At 32.4% G+C, this 25,607-nt stretch carries 23 protein-coding genes and 1 pseudogene; 7 read left to right on the top strand and 17 right to left on the bottom strand.

All coding sequences use genetic code 11. From position 1 onward, the window contains the following. Positions 1 to 19 precede the first annotated feature (19 nt). The 3 genes and pseudogenes from V8G56_RS15555 to V8G56_RS15545 all read right to left on the bottom strand — a co-directional run bounded on the left by V8G56_RS15555 (position 20) and on the right by V8G56_RS15545 (position 2,489). On the bottom strand, positions 20 to 1,504 hold the full coding sequence (locus V8G56_RS15555) for a S10 family peptidase (protein ID WP_395439383.1): 1,485 nt from the start codon (positions 1,502 to 1,504) through the stop codon (positions 20 to 22). Between the two features lie 55 nt (positions 1,505 to 1,559). After that, positions 1,560 to 1,823, bottom strand: a pseudogene (locus V8G56_RS15550) (DUF2400 family protein); the annotation flags it as partial. Positions 1,824 to 2,102: 279 nt separating this feature from the next. Then, a complete protein-coding gene (locus tag V8G56_RS15545; protein WP_395439382.1) occupies positions 2,103 to 2,489 on the bottom strand; it encodes a hypothetical protein in 387 nt (128 codons plus the stop codon). A 354-nt stretch (positions 2,490 to 2,843) separates the two neighbouring features. Between V8G56_RS15545 and V8G56_RS15540 the strand changes: the two genes are divergently transcribed. Further along, a complete protein-coding gene (locus tag V8G56_RS15540; protein ID WP_395439381.1) occupies positions 2,844 to 3,911 on the top strand; it encodes a fatty acid desaturase family protein in 1,068 nt (355 codons plus the stop codon). A 142-nt stretch (positions 3,912 to 4,053) separates the two neighbouring features. On the opposite strand, the gene V8G56_RS15535 is transcribed toward V8G56_RS15540, so the two are convergent. From V8G56_RS15535 to V8G56_RS15520, 4 genes are all read right to left on the bottom strand, one after another. Next, positions 4,054 to 6,045 (bottom strand): S9 family peptidase, encoded by a 1,992-nt coding sequence (locus tag V8G56_RS15535; RefSeq protein WP_395439380.1) that lies wholly within the window; start codon positions 6,043 to 6,045, stop codon positions 4,054 to 4,056. 169 nt (positions 6,046 to 6,214) lie between these two features. Further along, positions 6,215 to 6,601, bottom strand: coding sequence for a hypothetical protein (locus V8G56_RS15530; RefSeq protein ID WP_395439379.1), 387 nt, complete (start codon positions 6,599 to 6,601; stop codon positions 6,215 to 6,217). A gap of 4 nt (positions 6,602 to 6,605) precedes the next feature. Beyond that, on the bottom strand, positions 6,606 to 6,845 hold the full coding sequence (locus V8G56_RS15525; protein ID WP_395439378.1) for a hypothetical protein: 240 nt from the start codon (positions 6,843 to 6,845) through the stop codon (positions 6,606 to 6,608). Between the two features lie 289 nt (positions 6,846 to 7,134). Further along, complete coding sequence (locus tag V8G56_RS15520) at positions 7,135 to 7,899, bottom strand: TIGR02757 family protein (protein WP_395439435.1); 765 nt, start codon at positions 7,897 to 7,899, stop codon at positions 7,135 to 7,137. A gap of 211 nt (positions 7,900 to 8,110) precedes the next feature. On the opposite strand from V8G56_RS15520, the gene V8G56_RS15515 reads away from it, so the two are divergent. Beyond that, the gene (locus tag V8G56_RS15515) at positions 8,111 to 8,914 is read left to right on the top strand and encodes a hypothetical protein (RefSeq protein WP_395439377.1); all 804 of its coding nucleotides are present in this window, start codon (positions 8,111 to 8,113) and stop codon (positions 8,912 to 8,914) included. Positions 8,915 to 9,018: 104 nt separating this feature from the next. On the opposite strand, the gene V8G56_RS15510 is transcribed toward V8G56_RS15515, so the two are convergent. Beyond that, entirely contained in the window at positions 9,019 to 9,687 is a 669-nt protein-coding gene (locus V8G56_RS15510) for an ABC transporter ATP-binding protein (RefSeq protein ID WP_395439376.1), read from the bottom strand. A gap of 50 nt (positions 9,688 to 9,737) precedes the next feature. Continuing rightward, a complete protein-coding gene (locus V8G56_RS15505; RefSeq protein ID WP_395439375.1) occupies positions 9,738 to 12,173 on the bottom strand; it encodes a DUF5916 domain-containing protein in 2,436 nt (811 codons plus the stop codon). Between the two features lie 162 nt (positions 12,174 to 12,335). Here V8G56_RS15505 and msrA point away from each other — a divergent pair, with 162 nt between their 5' ends. The 3 genes from msrA to V8G56_RS15490 are packed head-to-tail and all read left to right on the top strand — an operon-like array spanning position 12,336 to position 13,784. Then, complete coding sequence (gene msrA / locus V8G56_RS15500; RefSeq protein ID WP_395439374.1) at positions 12,336 to 12,878, top strand: peptide-methionine (S)-S-oxide reductase MsrA; 543 nt, start codon at positions 12,336 to 12,338, stop codon at positions 12,876 to 12,878. A gap of 9 nt (positions 12,879 to 12,887) precedes the next feature. Next, a complete protein-coding gene (folE, locus tag V8G56_RS15495; protein ID WP_395439373.1) occupies positions 12,888 to 13,475 on the top strand; it encodes a GTP cyclohydrolase I FolE in 588 nt (195 codons plus the stop codon). 45 nt (positions 13,476 to 13,520) lie between these two features. Beyond that, on the top strand, positions 13,521 to 13,784 hold the full coding sequence (locus V8G56_RS15490) for a hypothetical protein (RefSeq protein WP_395439372.1): 264 nt from the start codon (positions 13,521 to 13,523) through the stop codon (positions 13,782 to 13,784). Positions 13,785 to 13,824: 40 nt separating this feature from the next. Here V8G56_RS15490 and V8G56_RS15485 read toward each other — a convergent pair whose 3' ends face one another. The 7 genes from V8G56_RS15485 to V8G56_RS15455 all read right to left on the bottom strand — a co-directional run bounded on the left by V8G56_RS15485 (position 13,825) and on the right by V8G56_RS15455 (position 21,275). Then, entirely contained in the window at positions 13,825 to 16,038 is a 2,214-nt protein-coding gene (locus V8G56_RS15485) for a TonB-dependent receptor (protein ID WP_395439371.1), read from the bottom strand. Between the two features lie 455 nt (positions 16,039 to 16,493). Beyond that, positions 16,494 to 16,988, bottom strand: a complete 495-nt coding sequence (locus V8G56_RS15480) for a DUF6787 family protein (RefSeq protein ID WP_395439370.1) — start codon at positions 16,986 to 16,988, stop codon at positions 16,494 to 16,496. 36 nt (positions 16,989 to 17,024) lie between these two features. Further along, positions 17,025 to 17,459, bottom strand: a complete 435-nt coding sequence (locus tag V8G56_RS15475) for a DUF6146 family protein (RefSeq protein ID WP_395439369.1) — start codon at positions 17,457 to 17,459, stop codon at positions 17,025 to 17,027. 289 nt (positions 17,460 to 17,748) lie between these two features. After that, positions 17,749 to 17,820 carry a hypothetical protein gene (locus tag V8G56_RS15470; protein WP_395439434.1) on the bottom strand — a complete coding sequence of 24 codons (72 nt, stop codon included), beginning with the start codon at positions 17,818 to 17,820 and terminating at the stop codon, positions 17,749 to 17,751. Between the two features lie 227 nt (positions 17,821 to 18,047). Beyond that, a complete protein-coding gene (locus tag V8G56_RS15465) occupies positions 18,048 to 18,998 on the bottom strand; it encodes a D-2-hydroxyacid dehydrogenase (RefSeq protein ID WP_395439368.1) in 951 nt (316 codons plus the stop codon). Positions 18,999 to 19,076: 78 nt separating this feature from the next. After that, complete coding sequence (serC, locus tag V8G56_RS15460; protein ID WP_395439367.1) at positions 19,077 to 20,141, bottom strand: 3-phosphoserine/phosphohydroxythreonine transaminase; 1,065 nt, start codon at positions 20,139 to 20,141, stop codon at positions 19,077 to 19,079. Positions 20,142 to 20,216: 75 nt separating this feature from the next. After that, positions 20,217 to 21,275, bottom strand: a complete 1,059-nt coding sequence (locus V8G56_RS15455; protein ID WP_395439433.1) for an acyl-CoA reductase — start codon at positions 21,273 to 21,275, stop codon at positions 20,217 to 20,219. Positions 21,276 to 21,342: 67 nt separating this feature from the next. On the opposite strand from V8G56_RS15455, the gene V8G56_RS15450 reads away from it, so the two are divergent. Continuing rightward, on the top strand, positions 21,343 to 21,696 hold the full coding sequence (locus V8G56_RS15450) for a 4Fe-4S dicluster domain-containing protein (protein WP_395439366.1): 354 nt from the start codon (positions 21,343 to 21,345) through the stop codon (positions 21,694 to 21,696). A 68-nt stretch (positions 21,697 to 21,764) separates the two neighbouring features. Then, a complete protein-coding gene (locus V8G56_RS15445) occupies positions 21,765 to 22,721 on the top strand; it encodes an L-threonylcarbamoyladenylate synthase (RefSeq protein ID WP_395439365.1) in 957 nt (318 codons plus the stop codon). A 114-nt stretch (positions 22,722 to 22,835) separates the two neighbouring features. On the opposite strand, the gene V8G56_RS15440 is transcribed toward V8G56_RS15445, so the two are convergent. Further along, positions 22,836 to 25,559, bottom strand: coding sequence for a TonB-dependent receptor (locus tag V8G56_RS15440; RefSeq protein ID WP_395439364.1), 2,724 nt, complete (start codon positions 25,557 to 25,559; stop codon positions 22,836 to 22,838). Positions 25,560 to 25,607: the final 48 nt, after the last annotated feature.

The following is a 25,607-nucleotide window of genomic DNA, read 5'->3' as shown; positions in this document are numbered from 1 at the left end:
TGTTAGGCTTTTTTATTATTTAGTATTTGGCTGCTTGACCATTAGATGATGAGGCAACTATGAATTCTCTTAAATCATCATTTGCTTTTTTTAAATCGTCTTTTCTTAAATACATCATGTGGCCACTTCTATACCCTTTAAAAGTAAAGCGGTCTTTCATTTTCCCACTTGGATCCACTTGATGCATGGTATATTTAGCTCCAAAATAGGTGGTGGCACCGTCATAATATCCGGACTGTATGAGTACTTTTAAATAAGGATTTTGTGCCATGGCTTTTCTTAATCCTTCTCTAGTATTGTCATTTCTGTTGTCCCATGGGTGAACATCACCAAACATATTATATTTTATATCTGTTTTAAAGTTTAGATACTCATGGATATAGTAATTTATAGCTGGTGTGAACGAATGAAGCCAAGAGGTTAATTCAGGATTAAAATCGGGGCTATTACCAGCCTCAGTTTTGTCCAAACCTAAATATCTGGAATCTAATCGTCCTATAGTTTGTCCCGTTTTATTTCTTAACAAATCTTTCCAGAAAAAACTAGTTGAAACATCTAAATTATTTTGCAATATTGAAGTTTCAGTTAAGCCTGAATAATAAGACATTTTTTTAGCTACGGATTGTTTTTCCTCATAAGAAATAAAACCACCTTTAGCCAGTGCTGGCATCAATTTGTTAATGGCATAATCTTCAACTTCAGGCAAAATATCTAATAAATCCTTCTTTTGTAAATCTGAAGGCAACATGTTATGATACCATGCAGCAGCGGTAAAATAAGGTAGATTTAAAGAGGAATAAATGGGTTGGCTAGTGTTATAAAGTTTATAATCAGCTGGAGAAACCATAATGACGCCATTTAAATACATCCATTGTTTGTTTTGTAACTCGTTAGCCAATCCCATCACACGCGTGCCGCCATAGCTTTCACCAATAATATATTTGGGAGATTCCCATCTATTAATTCTGGTTAAAAAGGTGTTCATCCATTCAGCTAAATATTTAATATCTGCATTGATACCGAAAAATTTCTCTCTTTCTGGTAGTTTACCCTCTTTATCAGCTATCATTCTAGAGTATCCTGTATTTACAGGATTGATATACACAATATCTGCTACATCTAGAATTGAATTTGGATTATCCTTAACTCCATAAGGTTGAATAGGATACCCTTCCTCATCAATGTTTAAAACTTTCGGTCCGGTATAAGCAATATGCATCCAAACAGAGGCTGAACCTGGTCCACCATTAAAGGAAAAAATAAGGGGCCGTTTTTTTTTATCTGTTTTTGTCCGTTCGTAATAGGTGTAAAATAAAGTTGCTATCGGTGCTCCTTTTTCGTTCCAAACTGGTTGAGTTCCTGTAGTTGCTTGATATGAAATAACTTGGTTTTTAATGGATAACGTATGTAATGTAACAACAGTGGTGTCAGTTGGAATTTTAATGTTTTGTGAAAAAATTGGACAAACTGAAATGATTAGAAAAATAGATAAATACTTTTTCATATTTTATTTTTAATTATTTTTAATTAATTTTAGTTAAATATAAAGAAAACTTAGTTTAAAATCCCTCAAAAACACCTAATCCAAAAAGAGCAAAATCATATTTAACAGGATCATGCACATCAAATTGTCTTAAAGATGTGTCTAGTTCGCTAAGGGCTTTGGCATTATTTTGTTTACGCTTTAATAGGCCTAATTTCCTTGCTACTTTTCCAGAATGAACGTCTAGTGGACACGATAGTAAAGAAGGTGAGAGGCTTTTCCAAATGCCATAATCAACACCAGTTTTATCATTCCTGATCATCCATCTTAAATACATATTTTTTACGTATAAATAGGACTGCATAAAAATTTACCAAAATATACTAAATCTTATGTTATATAATTTGTTGTGGAGGCATGAATTTTATTAAGTAAGCTTGTTAGAAATTAATTATACAATGTTTTGTACTTTCATTTTTATCTTTGATAGATATAATATATTTCAAAAAGGCATGATTATCTAAAGAACAATATAAGGTTGATAATCAAAAATATAGTCATCTAAGCTGTCCAGGTATTTATTGTATTTTTGGTTATTTAGCTACTCAAAATATACTATTTATTTTCCAGAAAGCCCCCTTCCACTAATACCAGAAACTAATGCAGAAACTAGTAATACAAAATAGACTATTGGTAATCCAATGGTTAAAACAGTTGACAATGTCTTATCCTTTTCTTTAATTGAATTAATAGATTTTTCATTTAAAGCAGTTTTAACTACTGTTCCCTTATTTTTCGATACACCATAATAATTATCATCTTCAATGCCAATTCTGCTAAATCTGAATGTTTCTCCACTTTTGGTTTTAACTTTTACTTTATTTTCGTTTTGAACTGCACTTTCGATTGATATAGGTTTAGATTTATAGACTGTACAACTTTGGAAAAAAATTAGCATTGTACAAAATAAAGCGATTGCTTTTGAATAAATTTTAAATGTTTTCATAAATTATTTGGTTGGTTAATTTATTGTAATATACACTTATTTATTAATATGATTTTTGCAGTCTTTAATCCAAATTATTATTAAGGTTTAATTCTTTATTTATGAAACATCACACAATTTATGACATTATGTAATATGTTGTGGGTTATAATTTTCAGAAGTAGTCTAAAAAGACTTGTTTTTTAACTCAGTTCTTTGTTGGCAATAGTTTTTTCATTAATGAATATTGCATTTACTTTTCTGAAGTAATTGCTATAGAGATTTACATTTGATGACAATCTTTTTAATGACAACATATTTATCATTTAATTTGAAAGTCATATATTTCAACATTATATATATTAAATAAGTGCGATGGATACAATCAAATTTAAAAACAACCCAAAAGAACAAGAGTTTTATAATCAATTAAAAGATAAGGTATTCAAAGAACTTAATGGTAGGAATTTTTATGGAAATGCTGATTTTTGGAAAAAAGGGATATTTTGGAGTATTGTTAGCTATACAGCTTACGCTTTTTTATTTAGTGATAGTATAAATAAATTAGTTTTCTGGTTTTTGTTTTTAATATTTCAATTGGCAGGTTTACTAATTGGATTTAGTTTGGGACATGATGCTTCCCATAATACAGCATTCAAAAGCAAAAGGGCAAATGCGATTCTACATTTCTTTAGTTTTCTTACTATAGGTATTGACCCTTTGTTATGGGGTTTAAGACATATAAGGTCCCATCATTTATATGCAAATGTAGAAGGAAGTGATATAGATATTGATAAAAACCCTTTTTTAAGGTTAAGCCCAGTCCATCCATGGAAAAATAAACACAAATATCAACATATTTACGCTCCATTTGTTTATATGCTAGCATTAATACATTCTGTTTTTATGGGTGATTGGATTTACTTATTCTCAAAAGATTATGATTGGATGAGAAAAGGAATTTCTAAACAGGAACTGTACATAAGATTTATAATTTTTAAAATTCTTTATTTCTCCTTAGTTATTGTTTTGCCAATAGCATTCTCTAATTTTTCTTGGCAATTTGTAATTATGGCTTATCTTACAACTGGCGGAATAGCTGCGTTATTATTTATTATTATGTTAGTTGGAACGCATTTTTTTATTGAAGCCGCATATCCAGAATCAAATGAGGGTGAAATTGAACACACTTGGGCTGTTCATCAATTAATGACTAGTTGTGATTGGAATGCTGATAAAAAGTGGGCAAGGTTTATTAGTGGTGGAGCTAATTGTCATGCTGCTCATCACCTTTTTCCAAATGTTTGTCATACTTATTATAAAAAAATAAACCCTATTATTGAGGACACGACTCAAGAATTTAATATTGTATATCACAATAAAACATTGAGTAATATGATGATTTCACATTTAAAGCATTTAAAAGAAATGGGGAAGAGGTAGTTTAAGCTGATAAAATAATTGAAATAGTTTCTTTTGTTCTTTCATATAATTATTGCCAACGGTTTGAATAAACGCCTGTTTTAATGGCGTTTATTTTGTGTTAGTGACTGTTTTTCTATGATTTTTATAAATATTCAATTTTTCAAAAATGATCCTCAATCCATGATATCCATCGCTTGTAAACATCTTTTCTATGCACTGGATCTTGTGGAAAATGACCTGGAATAGGATATGCGATGAATTTAGTTTCTACGCCATTGTCCTTTAAGTTGTGAAATAGTTTAAAGGACTGAGTAACGGTTACTCTCTGATCCAATGTATTTGAAAGAATCAGGGTAGGCGTTTTTATTTGGTGTGCATAGGTTATAGGTGATTGCCTGCGATAATTTTCAGCGTTTTCATTAAGCCATGGTGAGCCTCCCAGACCATAACCTGACCATATATTCATGTCTGCCAAATTATACCAGTCAAACCAATCTGTCACGGCCGCACCAGCAACTGCTGCTTTCCAAATTTGATAATGCGACGTCAGCCATACTGTCATAAAACCACCATAAGACCAACCCGACACAGCAATTTTACTTTCATCGATGTAACCCAATGCTTTAACTGCTTCAATGCCCGCCATAACATCTTTTCCTGGCCCTTCACCTGCATCGTTAATTACTGCGCTTTGATATGTTTTACCTAAATTGTTACTACCTCTATAATTTGGCTCGAAAACAATCCACCCTTTTGCAGCCATTGCTTGGGCAAAGAAATCAAAGTTTTCTATTGATGATCCCATTGGGCCACCGTGGATGTACAATACTAAAGGATATTTCTTACTCTCTGAAAAATCAGGAGGATAGGTGATGACTCCGTCTGCATAAAAGCCATCTTCAGTTGTCCAATTTATCGGACCTACCTTACCTAAGTTTAATTCAGAAATAGCGTCATTAAAAGCAGATAACTTTTCCGGATTGCTATGATAATCTTTCATGTAATACAATTCAGGTGCTTTGCTTGACTTGGAACCGATGAATACAACTTCATCAGATTTGCCGACATCTATGCTGCCAAGTGAAGGATTTATCTCATTTGTGTTCAGTATTTCATAAGTGCCATCTAATTGACCTCGCCATAAACTTATCATAGTTTTATCGGGAGCTCCTACAAGGAAACTACCGTCAGAAAACCAGTTAAGCGCTGAAAAATTACGATCAATATTAAGTATTACATCTTCACTTTTGACACCACTTTGGTCAACAGAAAATATTCCATCAGGATTAAAAAAAGGTTCTATTCCAGTAGATTTATTATATAAAATGATCGATCCATCTTTGGAAAAAGATGGATTTCTGGGTACTCTAGATCCTTTGTCAAGGATAGTTATTTGTTTGGTGTCTAGATCAATAAGTTGTAATGACCTGTTTAAAAACTCACTTGTATGGGGCCTCGGATTAACTGCGTAAACAATTTTTTTACTATCAAAAGACCAGTTAAAGTCTCCGGATATACTATTCTGTTTTTCGTCTTCTTTCGTCAACTTATAGGCATTTTTACCTTCACCGGTACTTATCCAAATGTGAGATGCTACTGCTGCCTCATTTGCCAGATACCAATCGTAGCTAACTTCAAAGGATTTGTTGTGCTTTACAATTCCTTTTTTTTCTTCTATAGAATCCTTTTCAACGTAAGCAAGAAATTGACCATCTGGACTCCATTTGTACGTATTGACCCCCATTTTACTACTTGTAATTTGTTCAGCCTCTCCACCCTGAACAGGTAGTTTGAAAATCTGTCGCTTCTTGTTATTACCTACATCTATGAAGGTGATGTATTGGCCGTCGGGGGTCCATTCTGGTGATGTTATACCAGGTCTATCATTAGTGAGTGGCCTGGCTTCTTTTGTGTCTTTATTAACCAACCATAACGAATTGACATACTTATTTTTTTCAAAGTCAGCTTTTTTATTTATAAGTATTATCTTCAATCCATCGGGACTAATTTTTGGGTCACTCAAACCGACTAACGTGTCTAAATGTTCGAGTGTAAGGTTTGATGACTGGGCTAAAATTTGATTGAAGTTTGGAAGGAGAGAAATAATTAAAGTAAAAAATATTAGCAGGAGCGAAAGTTTTAAGTTTTTCATATTAAGATGATTTAGCATTTGACAATGGTCACTAACGTTTATGTATAAGGAAAGTTGCGTGTTTGTGAGCGAGGATTTTCCGAAGGAAAATCAGAAGCTAGCAAACGAGCAACTAACTTTGGTTTAGCTAAAACTAGCAATTTTTTTTATACGGTGTTACCTAACGTTTTTATTTTTTTTCTCTTAATTGTCCGATTAATAAAATTACAAAACTCGAAAGCCAAATTATAAATCCGATTCCAACAACGATATCCGAATTCCGGCCACCTTCATTTTCTGGTAGTTCCCGAAGTCCGATTACAAATAGTGCACAAATTATAGTCAAAATCGATAATCCGATTTTCGTTTTCAGATTAAGCTTGTTAAAAATCAAATTCCCAAAATATAGAAAATTTGCAATCCAAGGAATCGCAACAAATGGTTCTAAAGCAAAAATTCCTAACCATCCCATAATCAGTCCGAAAACACCAATTGTCCAATTGCCGAAAAACATTGGCGTAAATAATGCAATTCCATAAAGAAGCATTGAAATCTGTTTGTAGTTTAGTTTTTTCAATCGATTATTCATTTGGTAAGGTCACAAATCCAGTCCAAATCATAATAACATAAACCAAACAAAATATTGCAAATGCCTTGAAAAATAAATTAAAGAATTTAAAAATCCCTGGTGCTTTTTCAACTAACCCTGTATTATTTCTGATATGGAAATCTTTAAGTTTTCCAATAATTATTGGTCCGATTATTCTAAAAAAGAAAAATCCGAAAACAAAAAATAATGAAAGTCCAATTTTAAATTTCAATTTCTACGGTTTTTTGGTCAAATGCTGGGTAGCTAATGAATAAGCGCAATTGTGTTTATTTCCATTATATTTATTTCTCTCAAATACATAAAAATTATAATGGGACTAAGAAATTTTTATAAACATCATACAATTAGAGATAAAGCACTGGCTGGTGGTATCAATCACTTTCCATACAAGTTTTATCCAAATTCATTAACTTCTTATTAATTCTTAAATATTTACGTATATATTAATAACTAAACTATAATTATTGTTTTATTTTATTCGTTGTAAAAATGACTATTGATTAAAAATTTTCAAACACTCCTAAACCAAATAAGGCAAAATCATATTTTACAGGGTCATGTTTATCGAGTTTTCGTAAAGATGTATCCAACTCCATTAATGCTTTGGCATCATTTTGTTTACGCTTTAATAGGCCTAATTTCCTTGCTACGTTTCCAGAATGAACGTCTAGTGGACACGATAGTAGAGAAGGTGAGAGGCTTTTCCAAATGCCAAAATCAACACCAGTTTTATCATTCCTGATCATCCATCTTAAATACATATTAATTCTCTTGGCTGCTGAATTTTTTAAAGGGTCACTGATATGTTTCTGAGTTCTTGGTAGATGCGAAACTTCAAAAAAATGTTTTTTAAACTCATGAATAGAGAATTGCAAAGAATCTTTTTTAACGTATTTCGAAAATATGGATTCTAATCCGCTATGGTTTTTATAGATATGTTTAAGAGATTTTAAAAACTGAATCAGATCTTCACCATTAAAAGTTCTATGAACAAAAGGCAGCAGTTTTTCTAAATCAGTTTCTTGATGATTCATTACAAAATCATATGGCGAAAGTTCTAATAATTCCATCATATATTTTGAATTCTTGATAATACTTTTTCTGTTTCCCCAGGAAATTGTAGCTGTTAAAAAACCAGCAATTTCAATATCTTCTTTTTGTGCAAATTGATGTGGGATTTGAATGGGGTCAGTTTTAATAAATTTTGGATTATTGTACTGTTCAACTTTTGAGTCAAGAAATTCTTTTAATTCTGTTCGGTTCAATGATGAGAAGATGTAAAATTGTTTTTTCAAAAGTACTACTTAATACATAATTTGTATGGTTTAAATACAATAAAAGGGACCTAAAGAAGACTAAAATTATTAATAAATAAATCGATAAACAGTAAAAATACAGGCCAAAAGGAAAAATTTCATCATAAAATTGCACTAAAAATAAAATTTATAACGTTATTTAATGATTAAATAATGTTTTATGAAAAAAATTATAGCCCCAATTATTGCAATTCTATTGATGAGTTGTCAAACTGATGATTTAAAACAAAATTTGGAACCTACAGCTGCTATTGAAACCTTAAATGAATATGTATTAGTTCAGCAAATTTTTCAGGATGTTGGTAATAATGGCGGAGATGCTCTTTTAAATGCTGAAAATTCAACGACAGGGAAATCAACCAAAACCATATCTGTAGGTCCTGTTATAACTATTGAGCCATTTGATTATACATCATTTCCTAAAACAATTACCATTGATTTTCAAACAGGTGTATTATGTGAAGATGGTATCACACGTAAAGGAATTATTAGCATAGTATCAACGGATTGGTATGGTAATGAAGGAAGTGAACATACCACAACCTTTAACAACTATTATCATAATGATTATAAAGTTGAAGGAACACATTATGTGAAAAATTTAGGAAGAAATCTAGATGATAAGTTGGAATATAGTATGATTGTTGAAAATGGAAAAATTACCGCGAATACAGGAAAAACCATAAGTTATACTGAAAATTCACTAAGAACTTGGATAGCAGGCTCTAGTACGCCATTAAATATCTGGGATGATGAATATCTGCTGGATGGTACACAATCTGGAATAAGTTCTGAAGGCGTTGAATATATGTTAACTATAGAAGAGTCCTTGCATTTTGTATTATTACCAAGAAATATTAAATCGGGTATTCTTAATTTCGATTTTGGAAATGTAAATGATATAAAATTAAATTTTACTAATTCCACAATAACTATTTTAGGGGTTACTTATCCTTTTTATTAGTCTTAAAAATAGAATAGCATATTTTTGTAATAATAAAGGGTTTATTGAATCTTAATAATTTAGGTTCAGTAAGCACTTTAAGACATCTTGTAATTTAGAAATAACTAATAGTTATTAATAATCTTCCCATCAACCATTGTTAACTTTCTGTCAGCTAAATTAGCAAGTTCTTCGTTGTGCGTAACGATGACAAATGTCTGGCCAAATTGATCACGTAGTTTAAAAAACAGGCTATGTAAATTTTCGGCTGATTCACTATCTAAATTTCCTGAAGGTTCATCAGCAAATATTAAATCTGGGTTGTTAACTAAGGCACGAGCTACTGCTACACGCTGTTGTTCACCACCAGATAATTCATTGGGTTTATGGTGTGAGCGATGTGATAAGCCTAAAAAATCAAGTAGCTCCATGGCACGCTTTTCGGCTTCTGATTTTTTTGTGCCTTTAATAAAAGCCGGAATACAAACGTTTTCTAAGGCCGTAAATTCTGGTAAAAGTTGATGAAACTGGAATATAAAACCTATATGTTCATTTCTAAATTTAGCCAAGCCTTTTTCATTCAACTCATTAATATTGATATTATTAATAATGAGTTGAGACTCTTCTTTTTTAGACGCTTTATCAAGAGTTCCCAATATTTGCAATAAAGTTGTTTTACCAGCTCCAGAGGCGCCAACAATTGAAATTATCTCACTTTTTTTTACATGAATATCTACACCTTTTAAGACATGTAAATCGTTATAATATTTATGTATATTTTTTGCTTGAATCATCTATAGAAAATAGGAATGGTGAATTTACTACTTTAATGTTTTCTGAACAATTATGAAACACTTTTCTTTTTAAATACGTTTCTAATACTTGAATAATCAATAAAATATTGAATGCGGAGAGAAAATGTGTTTTGAAAAGGTTGATTGAATAGCGTTTTTAGACTACTTCCATAAGAATCCGTTGAAGCATTATCATAATTAAATAACTGATTTCTATAGAGAGCTGTGATAAAACTGCCCGGCGCAAATTGCCAAGAATAGCTTAAATCTAAATTCCAGTTATTATAGTTAATATTGGGATTGTTTTCTAAATTATCAGCCTGATATCCGGAATCTTGATTTAACCGTCCGTTTTGCTCTAAGATATATAAATTGTTGTTGTAAGTAACTGTTGACCAATAGTTTCTGAAGGTTAGTGAAATTCCATGAAAGGAATTGAAGATGTAATTGGCTCTAATACTATGAACAAAAGTTTTTCTATCCCTTTCTCCAAAAATGATATCTTGATCTAAGGTGGTAACATAACCTCTACCATTTGATTCTTTATTATATTCAAAGGTGTACGTAAGTAGAAATTTTTCATTTAATCTAATTCTTGGGCTTAGCTCAAACTCATATTCATTTGTGTCTCTATTTTTTTCAAAAAAAGTAGTACCACCAAAGTCGATATCAAATGCAAATGTATTATTGTAATTTGAAGAATACCGAAAGCTTAAATTCACTCTGTTTTCATATATGAAAAATCGACCCTCCGTTCGCGGTTCAAAATAATCAAATTGCTTACCTAGTTCCAATCTTAGATTTGCTCTATAGTAATTTAAGGATTTTGTTTGTGCGCCATAATTAAAGCCCATATTATTTCCAGTATATGTACTTGGATTGGCTAATCTTTTATAGTTTAAATAAGTACTTATAGAATAGCTGTTAAGCTTTTGTGTTGGCTCAAAAATTCTGTAGGAGGCATCAATACCAAAATTATTAAAATTATTTCTGAACAATAAGCCCAAATCATTGATATCATATTTTGTATCAGCAAAACTATGATCAAAATTATATCTAAAATTTCCGTGTGTTTTTCCAGCCCGAAAAAACGAACTGTATCCGTTGGAATTTCCATCAATTAAATGGAGATGACTCATTTTAGCTTCACCGTAAATTTTATAAGTGTTTCTCTTATTTGAAATATCGAATATTAAACCAGAAACATTGGCATCTCTAAATGCACCATCTCTGGTGACATTTGTGTTTATTAAACTAACGGATGAGTTTTTGTTGAATTGTTGGTCAATTACAAAAACATTATAATTTGCAACTGACTCCACTATTTCTTCTCTTATTTCACCAGAAATAGTATCTCTTATGATGGCATTAGTTTTTTCAGTTATGGCATTAAACACACCAATACCTAAACCATTTTTTGTTCTTCCAGATACTTTTAAGGCATTTAATACATTTACAGAATTCGGGTAATTTTTTAGTTCTTCATTGTCATTCAGCACCACTTCACCTGTTGGACCGCTACCAACACGTCTAGAAAAAAACAAATCACCTTTATTAAAAAGATCAACACCCTCTGTAAAAAATTGACGTTGCTCTGAAAAGGTTTGTTCAAATGGCCCTAAATTTAATTCTAAATTATCAAAACCTGCTTGACTAAAGTCTGGCACTAAAGTGGCATCTAACGTAAAGTTTTCTGTAATACCATATTTAATATCTAAACCAAAATTTAAATCTGTTTTGGTTTCGCCATCGTAATTATTTAGTAATGCTGAAGTATACGGATAAAAACTCAACCGGGTAGGGGGTTTAATATGTTCGAGTGGTGTAAGTACTCCATGATATAAACCAATATTTCCTTTAGTGACATCTATAGGATTCCAAGAGTATTGTGAACGATTTCTTCTGAATTGCCTATGAAACTGCATGCCCCAAGTTTGCACATCGGCATTAGAAAACCTAAGTGCTCTATAGGGAATTTTTACTTCAACAATCCAGCCATCTTCAACTAGGTTTACTTTGCTTTCCCAAACAGCATTCCAGCCGTAATCCTCACCTATACTTGGGTTGGCAATGGCATCTGCCTGTGTGCCGGAACTAAATATAATAAATTGTGTGTCATTTTGAGCATCATTATTTGGATTGAGTACTATAGTGAAATAATCAGCTTGTCCAAAATCATCTCTTGTGGTTAGCTGCTTCATAATTTTTAGCGGATCGTCGTGGAGGTAAGCACCAAAATAGATAGCCTTGTCATCATACGTAACTTTTACAATGGTTTTAATTTCAGTGGAGTCTTTTAAACCCATTTCAGGTTTAAATTGTGTAAAGTCTTTGGCTTCTTCAGAATTTTTCCAAATAGTCTCATCTAAAATACCATCAATTTTTGGGGATACAGAGGCTCGTTGTATGTGATATTTTTTTTTCTCCTGTGCATAGCCCAAAATATTAAAGGCGAATAATACTGAGATAAAAAGAAAAAATCTCATAAATATTGATTTAACTCAAAAAAAACACTACAAAGTGTAAAAGATTAATACTATACAAAAGTAGGGTGGTTAGATTTTATTTGTCATAATTTAAAGTTAAAAAGTTTACTATTGTAAGTTTTTAATAATGTATAGAACTAATATTTATATAACTTTAAAGCTATGAATGATAATTTACAATTGGCCACATTTGCCGGTGGTTGCTTTTGGTGTACAGAAGCTGTATTTAATAGATTTAAAGGTGTTGAACGTGTTGTTTCTGGTTACACAGGTGGACATATTAAAAATCCTGCTTACAGAGAAATATGCACTGGAAGAACCGGACATGCTGAAGCCATTCAGATAATGTATGATGAAAGTATTATTAGTTATAAAGAATTATTAGAAATATTTTTTGCAACTCATGATCCCACTACATTAAATCGTCAAGGAAATGATGTAGGAACTCAATATCGTTCTTCAATTTTTTATAGTAATGATAACCAAAAGGAGAAAGCTACAGATTTTATTTCCTATCTTGAAAAGGAAAATATTTTTAATAAAGCAATTACCACAGAAATAGTAGAACTGGGCGTATTTTATCATGCGGAAGACAATCATCAAGATTATTATAATTTAAATGAGGAGCAACCTTATTGTCAGTATGTCATTAATCCCAAGATTAAAAAGCTAAAAGAAAATTTTTCAAATAAGTTAAAAAAATAAATAGAACAAATGCCATACAAAAGCTTTGAAGAATATAACATTAAAGTGACAGACGATGTTAAAAATAGATATAAAAATATCATTACTGATCTAGGTGAAGATATCTCACGAGATGGTTTAGAAAAAACGCCTGAACGTGCGGCTAAAGCCATGCAATTTTTAACACAAGGCTATCATCAAGATCCGGTTAAAATCCTTAAAAGTGCCATGTTTAAGGAATCTTATAATGAAATGGTTATTGTGAAAGATATTGAGCTGTATTCACTTTGTGAGCATCATATTTTACCTTTTTTTGGTAAAGCCCATATAGCCTATATTCCCAACGGATATATTGTTGGATTAAGTAAACTTCCTCGTATTGTTGATGTTTTTTCGCGCAGACTTCAAGTTCAAGAGCGTTTAAACGAGCAAATTCTTGATTGTATTAATGATACCCTAAAACCTCAAGGGGTTGCTGTAGTCATTGAAGCAGCTCATATGTGTATGATGATGAGAGGTGTGCAAAAGCAAAATTCTACAACTACTACCTCTGGGTTTAGAGGGCAGTTTGAAAAAATTGAAACCAGAAACGAATTTTTAAAACTTATAGGAAAATAGTTTTGGTATGTTTCTTGTAATCAGGGGGTTGTTAATTTTTAATAAATGAATAAATACAAAAAGCTGGCTTTAGGGATTTTTTTAGATGTCCTTGGTTACGTATCTTATATTTTTCCAGGTCTAGGTGAGTTCTCAGATATTATTTGGGCACCATTATCGGCATGGATCATGACGAAACTATATAAAGGAAGACCAGGAAAAGTGGCTGCGGTTGTGAACTTTGTTGAAGAAGCCTTACCCGGTTTTGATGCAATTCCTACCTTTACACTTATGTGGTTGTATACCTACGTTTTTCATAGTAAAAAGTAAGATAAAACCTCTTTAAAATGGTTTAAAGAGGTTTTATACTTTAAAGGTAATACGTAAACCCTAAACTAATATTTCTTCCCATATTAAAAATATTATCTGTTTTTAATCGAGATAAATGATGGATATAGGTAGTATTCATTAAATTATTTCCAGAAACGGTAACAGTCATGTCATTCTTTAAAACTTTAATCGTTCCCCCCAAACCTGCGCTTAGCAAGTTGTATCCATTGGTAGATGTTTCAAAAGAGCTTATATTATTTTGATTAAATGTAGAACGCAGTTTAATAAAGGCATAACCTTTTGCAATGGATTTGGTATCAAATTCTGCCCTAATCATATTACTTAATGAATTGGCAGGTATAAGAGGCAAAAAACTATTGTTATCCTGCTTACCTGTTACGGTTTCTAAACTTGATTCAAAATGCAGCCAATCTAAAGGATGTGGATGAAAGTGAAAGCCAATTTCACCGCCATAGAGCTTTGCGTTGTCTTGAAGATACACAAATACGGGGTCATTGTCAATAACCTCACCATTTGGCGATAAGAAGATGTAATTATTGATTTTGTTGTAAAAGCCATTAACAAAAAATTCAAAATGATCATTTTTATATTCCAGCGATAAATCCGTTTGAAAATTTTGTTCACTCTGTAACTGACTGTTGCCAATTTCATAACGGTTGGTGCCTTCATGTGTACCATCGGAAGTAAGTTCTGATAAATTGGGGGCTCTAAAGCCCGAAGCTAAATTTAATCGCACGGTTAGGTTAGTAAAAATATCTGTTTTAACCCCAGCCGCGCCATTAAAGCTATTGAAGTTTTTTGAAATTCCAGAGCTTACATCAACCCTGCGGTTGTCATAACGTGCGCCAATCTGCACATCGGCTTTATTAAAATGAATATGAGATGTTGCAAAAATCCCAAAATCATTTGTAGTAGCGTCTGGTATTAAGGTTTCTTCTCCGTAATTTGTATTTATTTGATTCATTCCCTGAATACCGACAATCGTTTCAAACTTTTTCAATTTGGGCAAATTATATTTTAAATCATAATTAGCCGTTTTAAGTTTCATATGTAAAGCAGCTTCTAATGCATCTGCTTCTTCGTGTATTTCCTCTGGATCCGTATCATGGTCATGATGTTCTTCAAATTCTTTTCTGTCATTATAGATATAACCTAAATTAATATCTAAACTTGAGTTGTTAAAAAATAAGGTCGATTTTGAACTTAGAACATGGTTCGTGACATTTTGATAAGGTAATAGGGGTGTTTTTAATGTGGTTTGTTCACCAATACCTTCAGGTATGCCAAGTTTGGCATTGTTTACATTATATCTGAATTCGGTTTTAAACTGAGTTGCTTGGTATCCGATACCCGCTTTAAAATCTTGTTCTCTAAATCGGCTATTGGTAACACGATACTCTTTCGTGTTATAGTCCGAATGTTCGGTTAGATTTCCCCTGAAAATAAATTTAAAAGTATCACCAGATGACTTTATGCCAGCACCTGTATTAAATCCTTGCGTATTGCTGAAATAATTATAATTAAGGTCTCCTTGTGCGGTATTGGCTTGTGCGAATTTTTCTGGATTTAAATAGAGAACACCACCTAAGGCATCACTTCCGTAAAGTAATGACGCAGGACCTTTAATAACCTCCACACTTTCAATACCACTATCGCTAAGACCTAATCCATGCTCATCACCAAACTGTTGATTTTCTAATCTCACCCCTTGTGTATAGACTAATACGCGGTTGGAACTTAAACCTCGAATAACTGGTTTTCCAATACCCAACCCTGTAGAAATACTTTCAACACCTGCAATGTTTGTTATTCCATCGGCTAAGCTTACGGCACCATTAGCTTTTAAATCGCTAATTTTCTCTTGTTCCACTTTCATTACATTCTCACTTTGTAATTTATGAAAGGGTGTTGAAATGATGACGTCTTCCATCTCAATAGCTGAAACAAGGATAGCAATATTAAGAGGTTCTTTTAATGGTAAAGTCACATTTAATGATAAAGTTCCATAGCCAATCATTGAGAATATAACTTTATAGTTTCCAGAAGGCAAGTTGGTAATTTTAAAAGATCCGTTTTCCTTTGTAATGGTTCCTTTTTCGAGATTTGGTAAATACACATTTACATAATCCAACCCTTCTTTCGTGTCACTATCAATGACGATACCCTCTAATGTGTTTTGTGAAAATGTAATAGTGGTTGCTAAAAGCAACATAACAGTAATTATTTGTTTCATCTAAATATTTTTTTGACTACAATTATGGCGCATTCGTTATCATGATATGCTATTAAATAATTGATTTAAAAGTCTTGGTTAATTTAATTTTTTAAAATCGTTTAATGATTTTTTTTGTAAAAATTAAACTATTGATGGTGGACCACGAAGTGAGAAATGAAGGTTTTGATAAGTACTTAAAAAAATGTATTGTGAAACTATTTTTAAAGAGGGTGATTTTACGTTGGAAGCTTTAAAATTGAATTCACTTAACATGTAATTCTTTGTTAACTTGAAATCATAAAATTTGCAATTAAGGTCGGTTTTATGAAAGTGAGTTGTTTTTTCACCCAAACAAACTTCATGTTTATAATGATTAAAAGCATGAGACAGTTTTATAGCACTAGGTAAAAGAAGCACTAGAGCCAATGTGAATGATAGAATCTTAAAAATAATATGTTCCTTTAAAATGTGCACTAATCTAAAAAGCGTTTTAACCCTAATCTACATAACATTTTTTTTTCAAATTTCCAGAAAAATTTAAATTGTCCAAATAGCCACCCAATTAAAACTAGCAATATTTGGTAGAAAATAAACCCAATAATAATGTATAAAAACCAATAAGCAAAGAGGTTTAAGTTTTCTTTAGTAATTCCGATTAATTTTATAATGGGTCTTGCTATAAAAATTGATGAAGTACCGGTTACGGCAAACACCAAGAATATACTTATAAATTCCCATTTATACTGTAAATCCCATTTACTCTCAAGTTTTTTGAATAAAAACAAAGTAAACTTTAAAAGCACAAAGAAAATAACAATAGCAAATAGAATAACCCATGAAATATTGGAGTTATTAATTAATGCATTTGCTAATTTATAGGAAGAATATGTTAAAACGAGAAGGCCTAAAAAAGGAAAAAGGAGTTGCCAATTTTGTTTAATGTTCCAGTGCTCTTTGAATTTTTTCATGAATGGTGTCATGCCACGAAAATACCATTTTTCAAATCAAATTCTAGGGACAAATCCTGCTAATTGCTGTTTGTATCTTAATTGGAAGTAAATGAAATAATTATAGAGTTTATAATTAACCTCATATCCATAATCAATGCCTTGTTGATAATCAATTTGCATTTCATATAAATTTGGATTGAAACGTTGAGGTTGTAAAACTCTATTATTCCATTCGTTAACATAGATAATATTTCTGTTTTCTAAATAGGATTGAGAATAATAACCTTCAGGTCTTGCTGTGGAGGCTAACCAAGCTTGAAAACCTGGTTCAAAAATAATAATCTCATATTCTAAATCATCATTAGCAATTCTAACGGTGTCGTTTGATGTAATATTGTCTAATGTATTATCTTTTGAACTAGCAACTTTAGTTGTTCTGCATCCTATTGAGAAGCTAAGTATTAATAGAAAAAATAAAAAGGATTTCATCAGTATATATTTAACAAAAGCAATTCATGTTATTTATGTTTCCTTTAAATTACAAAAAAGGACGTTGAAAATAAATATTTTATAATATTTTAACACAAAAAAGCGCTACACAAAAAAGCGTTGCGTTTTTTATATTTAAGCAAAAAAATTTTATTTTATACCAAAAAGCCCACTTGGTAAACCAATAAGGCCATCTTTATTTTTAAATCACCTATAACCATACCTGCAATATCATAATACTTCCTTCTCCATCAGCATCAAGTATAGATTCTAAAAAGTTTTGTTCATGTTATGCAGAATTCCCGCTTAATAAACTTTGAGCCCCTTGTGGGGTTGACACATTTTGTTTCATTGCAGTCATTAAAACAGGCAGTGCCATTGTTAAAACATCCTGGGTTATGTTTATGGCTGATTGGTTTGATAGGAGACTCCACTAATAATGGATTTTCCTTGATCAATTTCTAACAAATCTAATATTCCAGGCATTATAATTCTTAATTAATATGGTTTATAAAATTGATTTGTAACGTATAAAAAAAGTCCTATACATTAAATATAGGACTTGAATTATTAATATGATTACAAATTTTAACCAAGAATATTTATAATTTGTTCAGCTAATTCTGTTCCAATTCTATCTTGGGCTTCATTCGTAGCTGCACCAGTATGCGGTGTAAGTGAAAGTGAAGCGTTCATTAACAACTGGATTTCCGGTTTGGGTTCTTTTTCAAATACATCTAGAGCGGCACCGGCAACTTTTCCGCTTTCAATAGCCTTAACAAGAGCTATTTCATCGATTACACCACCACGTGCTGCATTTGCTATAATGACACCGTCTTTCATTATTTTGAATTCATCTTTCCCAATGACATACTCTTTTTGAGCTGGCACATGTAAGGTGATAAAATCGGCTTGTTTTAAAACTTCTTGTTTTGAAATGGTTTTAATTTCAAAATTCACTTTTTGACCGTCAAAAAACTCTAATTCTAAGTTGGCCTTCTCTAAATAGGGATCAAATGCAATGACTTTCATTCCTGCCCCTAAAGCAACTTTAGCAGTTGCCTGACCAATACGGCCAAATCCTAAAACGCCTAGAGTTTTACCTTTAAGTTCTATACCCTTAGCATAAGCCTTTTTTAGTTTATTAAAATTGGCATCACCCTCAAGTGGCATGTCTCTGTTTGAGTTATGTAAAAATCTGGCTAGTCCGTAAAAATGTGCAAAAACTAATTCAGCAACAGAATGCGAAGAAGATGCTGGTGTATTAATTACATGAATACCTTTGCTTTTTGCATAGTCCACATCAATATTATCCATGCCAACACCACCACGACCAATAATTTTAATACTCGGACATGCATCTATAAGATCCTTTCTAACGGTTGTAGCACTTCTTACCAATAAAACGCTAATTTCGTTGTCGTTAATATATTTTATTAATTGCTCTTGCGCTACAGTAGTGGTAATAACTTCATACCCTCCTTTTTCCAGAGCTTCTTTTCCAGTTTGGGAAATACCATCGTTTGCTAATACTTTCATTCTATAAGTTTAAACTTTTGAATTAATTTTATTTTTTTGTAGTGGTGCTTTGATCAAAAACAACCATACTAGATATTTTTACGCTTTACTTTCCAATTCACTCATGACTTCTACAAGAGCTTTTACACTGTCCAGAGGTAGCGCATTATACATAGATGCTCTGTAACCACCAACACTTCTGTGTCCATTTAATCCGCTTATTCCAGCTTCTTTCAGCATGGTTTCAAACGTTTCTTTTAAGTTTTCATTTTGAAGGGTAAAAGTAGCATTCATAAATGAGCGATCTTCTTTAGTCGCAAAACCATTGAATAATGGGTTTAAATCAATTTCAGAATACATGACTCTTGCCTTTTTCTCATTCATCTCTTCAATTTTAGCAATACCACCTAAATTCTTGATCCATTCTAATGTTAACATGGAGGTGTATACTGCAAAAACCGGCGGCGTGTTATACATACTGCCATTAGCAATATGTAATTTATAATCCATTATAGAAGGGATTTTACGAGATACTTTTCCTAAAATATCCTCTTTAATAACAACTAGAGTAGTTCCAGCTGGTCCCATATTTTTTTGAGCCCCTGCATAAATTAAATCAAACTTTGAAAAATCTAAAACACGAGAAAAAATATCACTACTCATATCACAAACCATAGGAATTGGTGAGTTTGGAAATGATTTTATTTGAGTTCCAAAAATGGTGTTATTTGAAGTACAATGGAAATAATCATAATCTTCAGGGATATCATAACCTTTTGGTATATAATTATAGTTAGCTTCTTTAGAAGAGGCTACTTCATAAATGTCATCTAAAATTTGTGCTTCTTTAATAGCTTTTGAGCTCCAGGTCCCCGTATTTAAATAACCTGCTCTTTTTTCTAAAAGATTCATAGCAACCATTAAAAACTGAGTGCTTGCCCCACCTTGTAAAAACAATGCTTTATAGCCTTTGCCTTCTAATCCTAAAAGTTCTAAAGCTAAGGATCTTGCTTTTTCCATCACATCAACAAATGATTTACTTCTGTGTGATATTTCTAATAAAGATAAGCCTTCATTATTAAAATCTATGACAGCATGAGAGGCCTTAAGTAAAACTTCCTGAGGTAAAATACTTGGTCCTGCACTAAAGTTATGTTTTTTCATTTTTTATAAGAAATTTAAGATGCAAAGTTCCAAATAAAATGAGGATTATATGTTATAAATTCCATAATTTTTTGGTCAAATTCCTAACAAAAATTCAATAGAATCGACATCATCCGCATAATCCCAAAGTTGAGGTTTTTGAGTCACGCCAAATGCGATTTCATTTTTAATAAATCCATTGGAAACAATACACTGAATTGACGCTTTTTCTTGTTCTAATTTCGACTTCAATTGTGAATAATTGTCATAATATTCATAAAAAACCGTTGCTATTGGTGAAACAGCGCTTGTATCTTCTTTTATCATTAAAAAGCCATTTTCAAGCATATCAAATTCACTCATCAAATAAACGGCTTTATTGTAATCATAATTATTAGCATATTTAGCCTTTTCAATGATTGGATGCCAATGATAAATTCCTTGAAAGAATAAATCAAAATTATAGTTTTTAGGCACATATAACTTTGAAACATTTCTGCAGCCTAAGCCATAATATCTAAAGATATCTTCAGAAAGTGCTTGCATGTCTTCTAAAGTTTCTTGGCCGTTTAAAACAGCAACAGAATTTCTGTTATTCCTTATGATAGAAGGTTTGCCTTGAAAGTAATATTCAAAATAACGAGCAGTATTGTTGCTACCTGTGGCAATAACGGCCTCAAAATTTTCAAGTTTCTTTTCTGTAAAATGGATAGTTCCTTTAAATTCTGGCTCTGCATATTCTAAATATTTAGCCAAATAGGGAAGGAGATACTTATCATTTGATGATTGCTTAATTAAAGCATGATGGCCACTTATTAAAACTGATAAAAAATCATGGAATCCTACCAATGGAATATTACCTGCCATAATAATGGCTACCATTTTCGGTTTGTTTGTTGAGATGTTATAAGGAGTTAGCCATTTGTTCAGATTTTCAAAAGTTAAAGAACTTGCCCAGCCACTAATGGCAAATGCCATATTTTCTCTCGAAAACCATCCATTGTTTTCTTCAGCCAGTTTTAATTGATGCTTAAATCCTTCAAAAAATAACTCATTGTGTTCAATAGTATTCTTTTTTTGAATTACTTCATTAGAAAATTGACTTAAAAAATCTCCTAATTTTACAAAAGCGTTAATTCTTTGTTGTAAATGCATTCTGTATTTGGTTATGAATGGTTTTGGTTTTATTTTAGCCATTGCAAATTTAGAAAAAGAAAATGCTATGGCAATTATAATAACAGATGAATGTATAAATTGTGGTGCTTGTGAACCAGAATGCCCAAATACTGCGATATATGAAGCTTCTGATGACTGGCGTTATAATGATGGCACCAGTTTGAAAGGAAAAGTAGTTTTAACAAATGGTACTGAGGTTGATGCAGATGAAGCGCAAGAACCAATAAGTGATGAGGTTTACTACATTGTACCAGATAAATGTACAGAATGTAAAGGTTTTCATGATGAGCCACAGTGTGCGGCTGTTTGTCCTGTTGATTGTTGTGTTCCTGATGAATCTCATGTAGAAACTGAAGAGCAATTGTTAGCAAAACAACGTTTTATGCACCCAGAAGATTAATATAAAATTTAGATTAATAATTAATCCTGAGTGTTTTGCTCGGGGTTTTTTGTTTCAGCAAAAAAAATATGACAATCGTTTCTAAAGATATTACCAAAGCAGTTCAAATATTAAATAACGATGATGTTGTTGCCATACCAACAGAGACCGTTTATGGTTTAGCAGGTAATATTTACAGTGAAAGGGCTATTCGTAAAATTTTTGAGATTAAACAACGCCCGTTTTTTAATCCTTTAATTGTTCATGTGCACTCTTTGGAAAAAGCAGAAGAACTGGTTAGTGAATTTCCTTTAAAGGCAAAAAAATTAGCTAAGGCTTTTTGGCCAGGGGCTTTAACTTTAGTTTTAAAAAAAAAGGCTAATATCCCAGATATAATAACTGCCGGAAAAGATACTGTTGCTATTCGCATACCTAATCATCCAGTTACTTTAAGTTTGTTAAAAGAATTGCCTTTTCCTTTGGCAGCGCCAAGCGCCAATCCATTTGGTTTCATAAGCCCTACTAAGGCCTCACATGTAGAAGGTTATTTTAAGAATAGCCTATCAATGGTTCTTGAAGGTGGAGACTGTAAAAAAGGCATAGAGTCTACGATAATCGGATTTGAAAATAATGAGCCTGTACTTTTCAGACTAGGTTCTATTTCAATAGAAGACATTTGTGATGTAATTGGGGAGGTTAAAATTAAAAATAAGAAAGAAATAGCGCCAGAAGCTCCGGGGATGTTAGAGAGACATTACGCACCAAAAACAAAAACGTATTTGGTGGAAAATATAGAGTCCTTTATTCAAGACTTTAGAAATAAAAAGATAGGAGTCATACGATTCTCTGAAACAATGAATTTATCAAATATCGAAACCTTAGAAGTTCTGTCAAAATCGGGTGATTTAAATGAAGCAGCCTCAAAATTATATAGTACACTTCACAAATTAGATGCCTTGAATTTAGATATGATCGTAGCTGAGGTATTTCCGGATTATGGGCTAGGTAAATCTATTAATGACAGGTTATTAAGAGCTACAAAATAGAAATATTAGTAAAAGCCAAATAATAGGTCAAGCCAAAAAGATTGTCTATAAAAATGTTACAATAAAAAACCGGGCTAATCAGCCCGGCTTTTTTATTATTTAAATATTTCTAAATTAGAAGTTGTAATTAAGTCTTGCGTAGTAGTAAGCACCACTAAAACCCATTTGAACAGAATCCCAATAACCGCCAGCTTCTGTCCAATCATCTTGTTGATCTGGATAAACGTTGAATAAATTATTGCTTCCTACATTCAGTTTTAAACTATTTGAAAGTTTAAATCCTAAATTTAAGTCTGTCACGATTTTAGCTCCATAGGCATCGGTTGCCGCTGCAACTTGTTGAGCTAAACTGCCATAATCAGCGGTGTCTTCATACATCTGATAATCTAATAATTCTACATCACTAAATCGCGTAAAAGTTAAACCAGTATCAAACCAACCTCTGTTATAATTCAAGTTTAAACTTAATTTACTTTTTGGCGCTGAAGTTAATAAAAAGGCCTTATCTCTTTCTCCAAAAAAGGTTTGTTCATCAAGGTTTCCGTTTAAAACTTTATCAATTTTCATATCATTAAAGTTTCCTAAAAAAGTGGCTCCAAAAGAACTGTCCCCATCCAGTTTGGTTTTATAGGCTAATATAATATCTACACCAGTAGTTTTGGTATCAGCGCCATTAGCAAAAAATTGAGCCGCCTCTACATTTGGTATCTGTGGTGCATCAAAATTCCCTGTTAATACAATTCTGTCTTGAACCGCGATATAGTAACCATCAATCGTTGCTGTAAAATCACCAAAAGAACTAGTAAATCCTAAGGCAGCGTTAAAAGCTTTTTCTTCTTTTAAAGGCCCAATACCAAATGACGCCGTTACGGGACTGTTATTAGGAGATAATAATGATTCTAAAGCTTGTCCGCCTACAAAGTTTGTAAATTTTAAATTGTAGTAAATTTGAGCTAATGAGGGCGCTCTGAATCCTGAACTTACAGATCCTCTAATGTTAAAATTATCAGAAGCTTTTATACGTGCCGCTAATTTTCCGTTAATGGTACTTCCAAAATCACTAAAGTTTTCAAAACGAACCGCCGCACTTACTAAGAAAGTCTCGGATAAATCAAATTCCGCATCGGCATATAAAGATAAGTTACTTCTGCTTCTGTTAACTTCATTAGCAGGACCATAACCCGGAAATCCTTGAGAGCCCCCTGGACGTGGTACGAATAAAGGATTATCCTCAGATACAGGTTCGTCAGGATCGAAATCAGGATTATCAGTAAGTGGTGCGGACTGATTATCCGGATCCGTTATTGGGATTCGGTTTTCATCATATGTTGCATATGAACCTTCTTCACCAGCATAAATCATAAACTGCTCGGTTCTGTATTCTGCACCAAAGGCTAAATTCATGCCACTTAAAACATCATCATAGTATTTTGAAAAATCAAAATTAACCGTGTTTTGAGCCAGACTATGGCCACCGGCATCAAAATCAGTTGGTGAAGTCTCTTCTAAAGAGGCATTAAGCGTGCCTTTTATATAATAATGGAAATCGTTTATTCCATAAGTATTACTGATATCAATTTTCCATCCACTGGCTGTTTCCGTTCTTACTCCTGCTGAGAAAGACTTATCTACAATGATAGAAGTGATTCTCGGAGTAAAACCGTCAGGATAAATACTCACCACATTTCTTGCTGTTGGATTATTTCTGGTGAACGCATAAGCATCAGTATCTCTGTAATTTCTTCCTCCAAAAGCATATATCTCTGTTTTATCGGAAACCGGAACCGCCAAATTACCAAAGAAATTAAAGCCTTCAATAGCCGCTTCACCAAAACCTTTTCTGAATTCAAAACCAGGACGTAGTGTTTTGTTTTTATTTAAAAATTCTGTGGTAAAGTTGGCATATCCGCCTTTGCCTATTTCAAATCCATAATTGGCTGCAACCTTAACAGAACCTCCGTCAAAGTTTTTGTCTTTTCCAATAGCATTACCATCTTTTTTAGTATCCAGTCGGTACCCATCTGTATTCCATAAACCATATGGATCAGTGCCAAAATCACCTTGGGCATTGGTACTATAGGCTCCATAACTGACGCTTCCTGTTAAATTATCAACATTATCTTTTAATACAATATTAATAACACCGGCAATGGCATCAGAGCCGTATTGTGCAGAAGCACCATCTCTTAATATCTCTATTCTTTTAATTGAAGTTGCAGGAATGGCATTTAAATCGGTGCCCGTGTTTCCTCTACCTCTCGTTCCAAAAATGTTTATCAATGAGGACTGATGTCTGCGTTTCCCATTGATTAATACTAAAGTCTGATCTGGTCCCATACCTCTTAATGAAGCAGGGTCTACGTGATCAGCTCCATCTGAACCCGTTTGTTTGTTAGCATTAAAAGAAGGTGCTGCATATTGAAGCATTTCATTGATTTCAACTTTACCAACCTGAGTTGTAACTTGAGCTACATCGATCACGTCAATAGCAACGGCTGTATCTAAAGCAGTTCGTTTGGGGCTTCTTGAACCTACCAATACAACTTCGTCTAAACTGACACCTTCTTGCATGGTGACATTTATGGTTGTTTGATTATTTACGTCAACAGTTATTGAATTATATCCAACATAACTAAAGATAAGCGTTGCTGTTGGTCCGACAGCTATGGAATATTTTCCGTCAAAATCAGATACAACGCCTGTTGCGGTGCCTTTTTCTATAACGTTTACCCCAGCAATTGGTGCACCAGAATCATCAGAAATGGTTCCTGTTACATTTTGTGCAATCGAAAAATTAATGCCAAATAAGACGAGCATTATAAAGTAAATGTGTTTCATGTAAATTATATTTTTGAATTAGTTAATGTTAAATATAATATAATAATA

Source organism: Gaetbulibacter aquiaggeris, assembly GCF_044003965.1.
Classification (GTDB): domain Bacteria; phylum Bacteroidota; class Bacteroidia; order Flavobacteriales; family Flavobacteriaceae; genus Yeosuana; species Yeosuana aquiaggeris.
The sequence above is the reverse complement of the archived record's forward strand: the minus strand, read 5'-3'. Positions and strand labels throughout refer to the sequence as shown.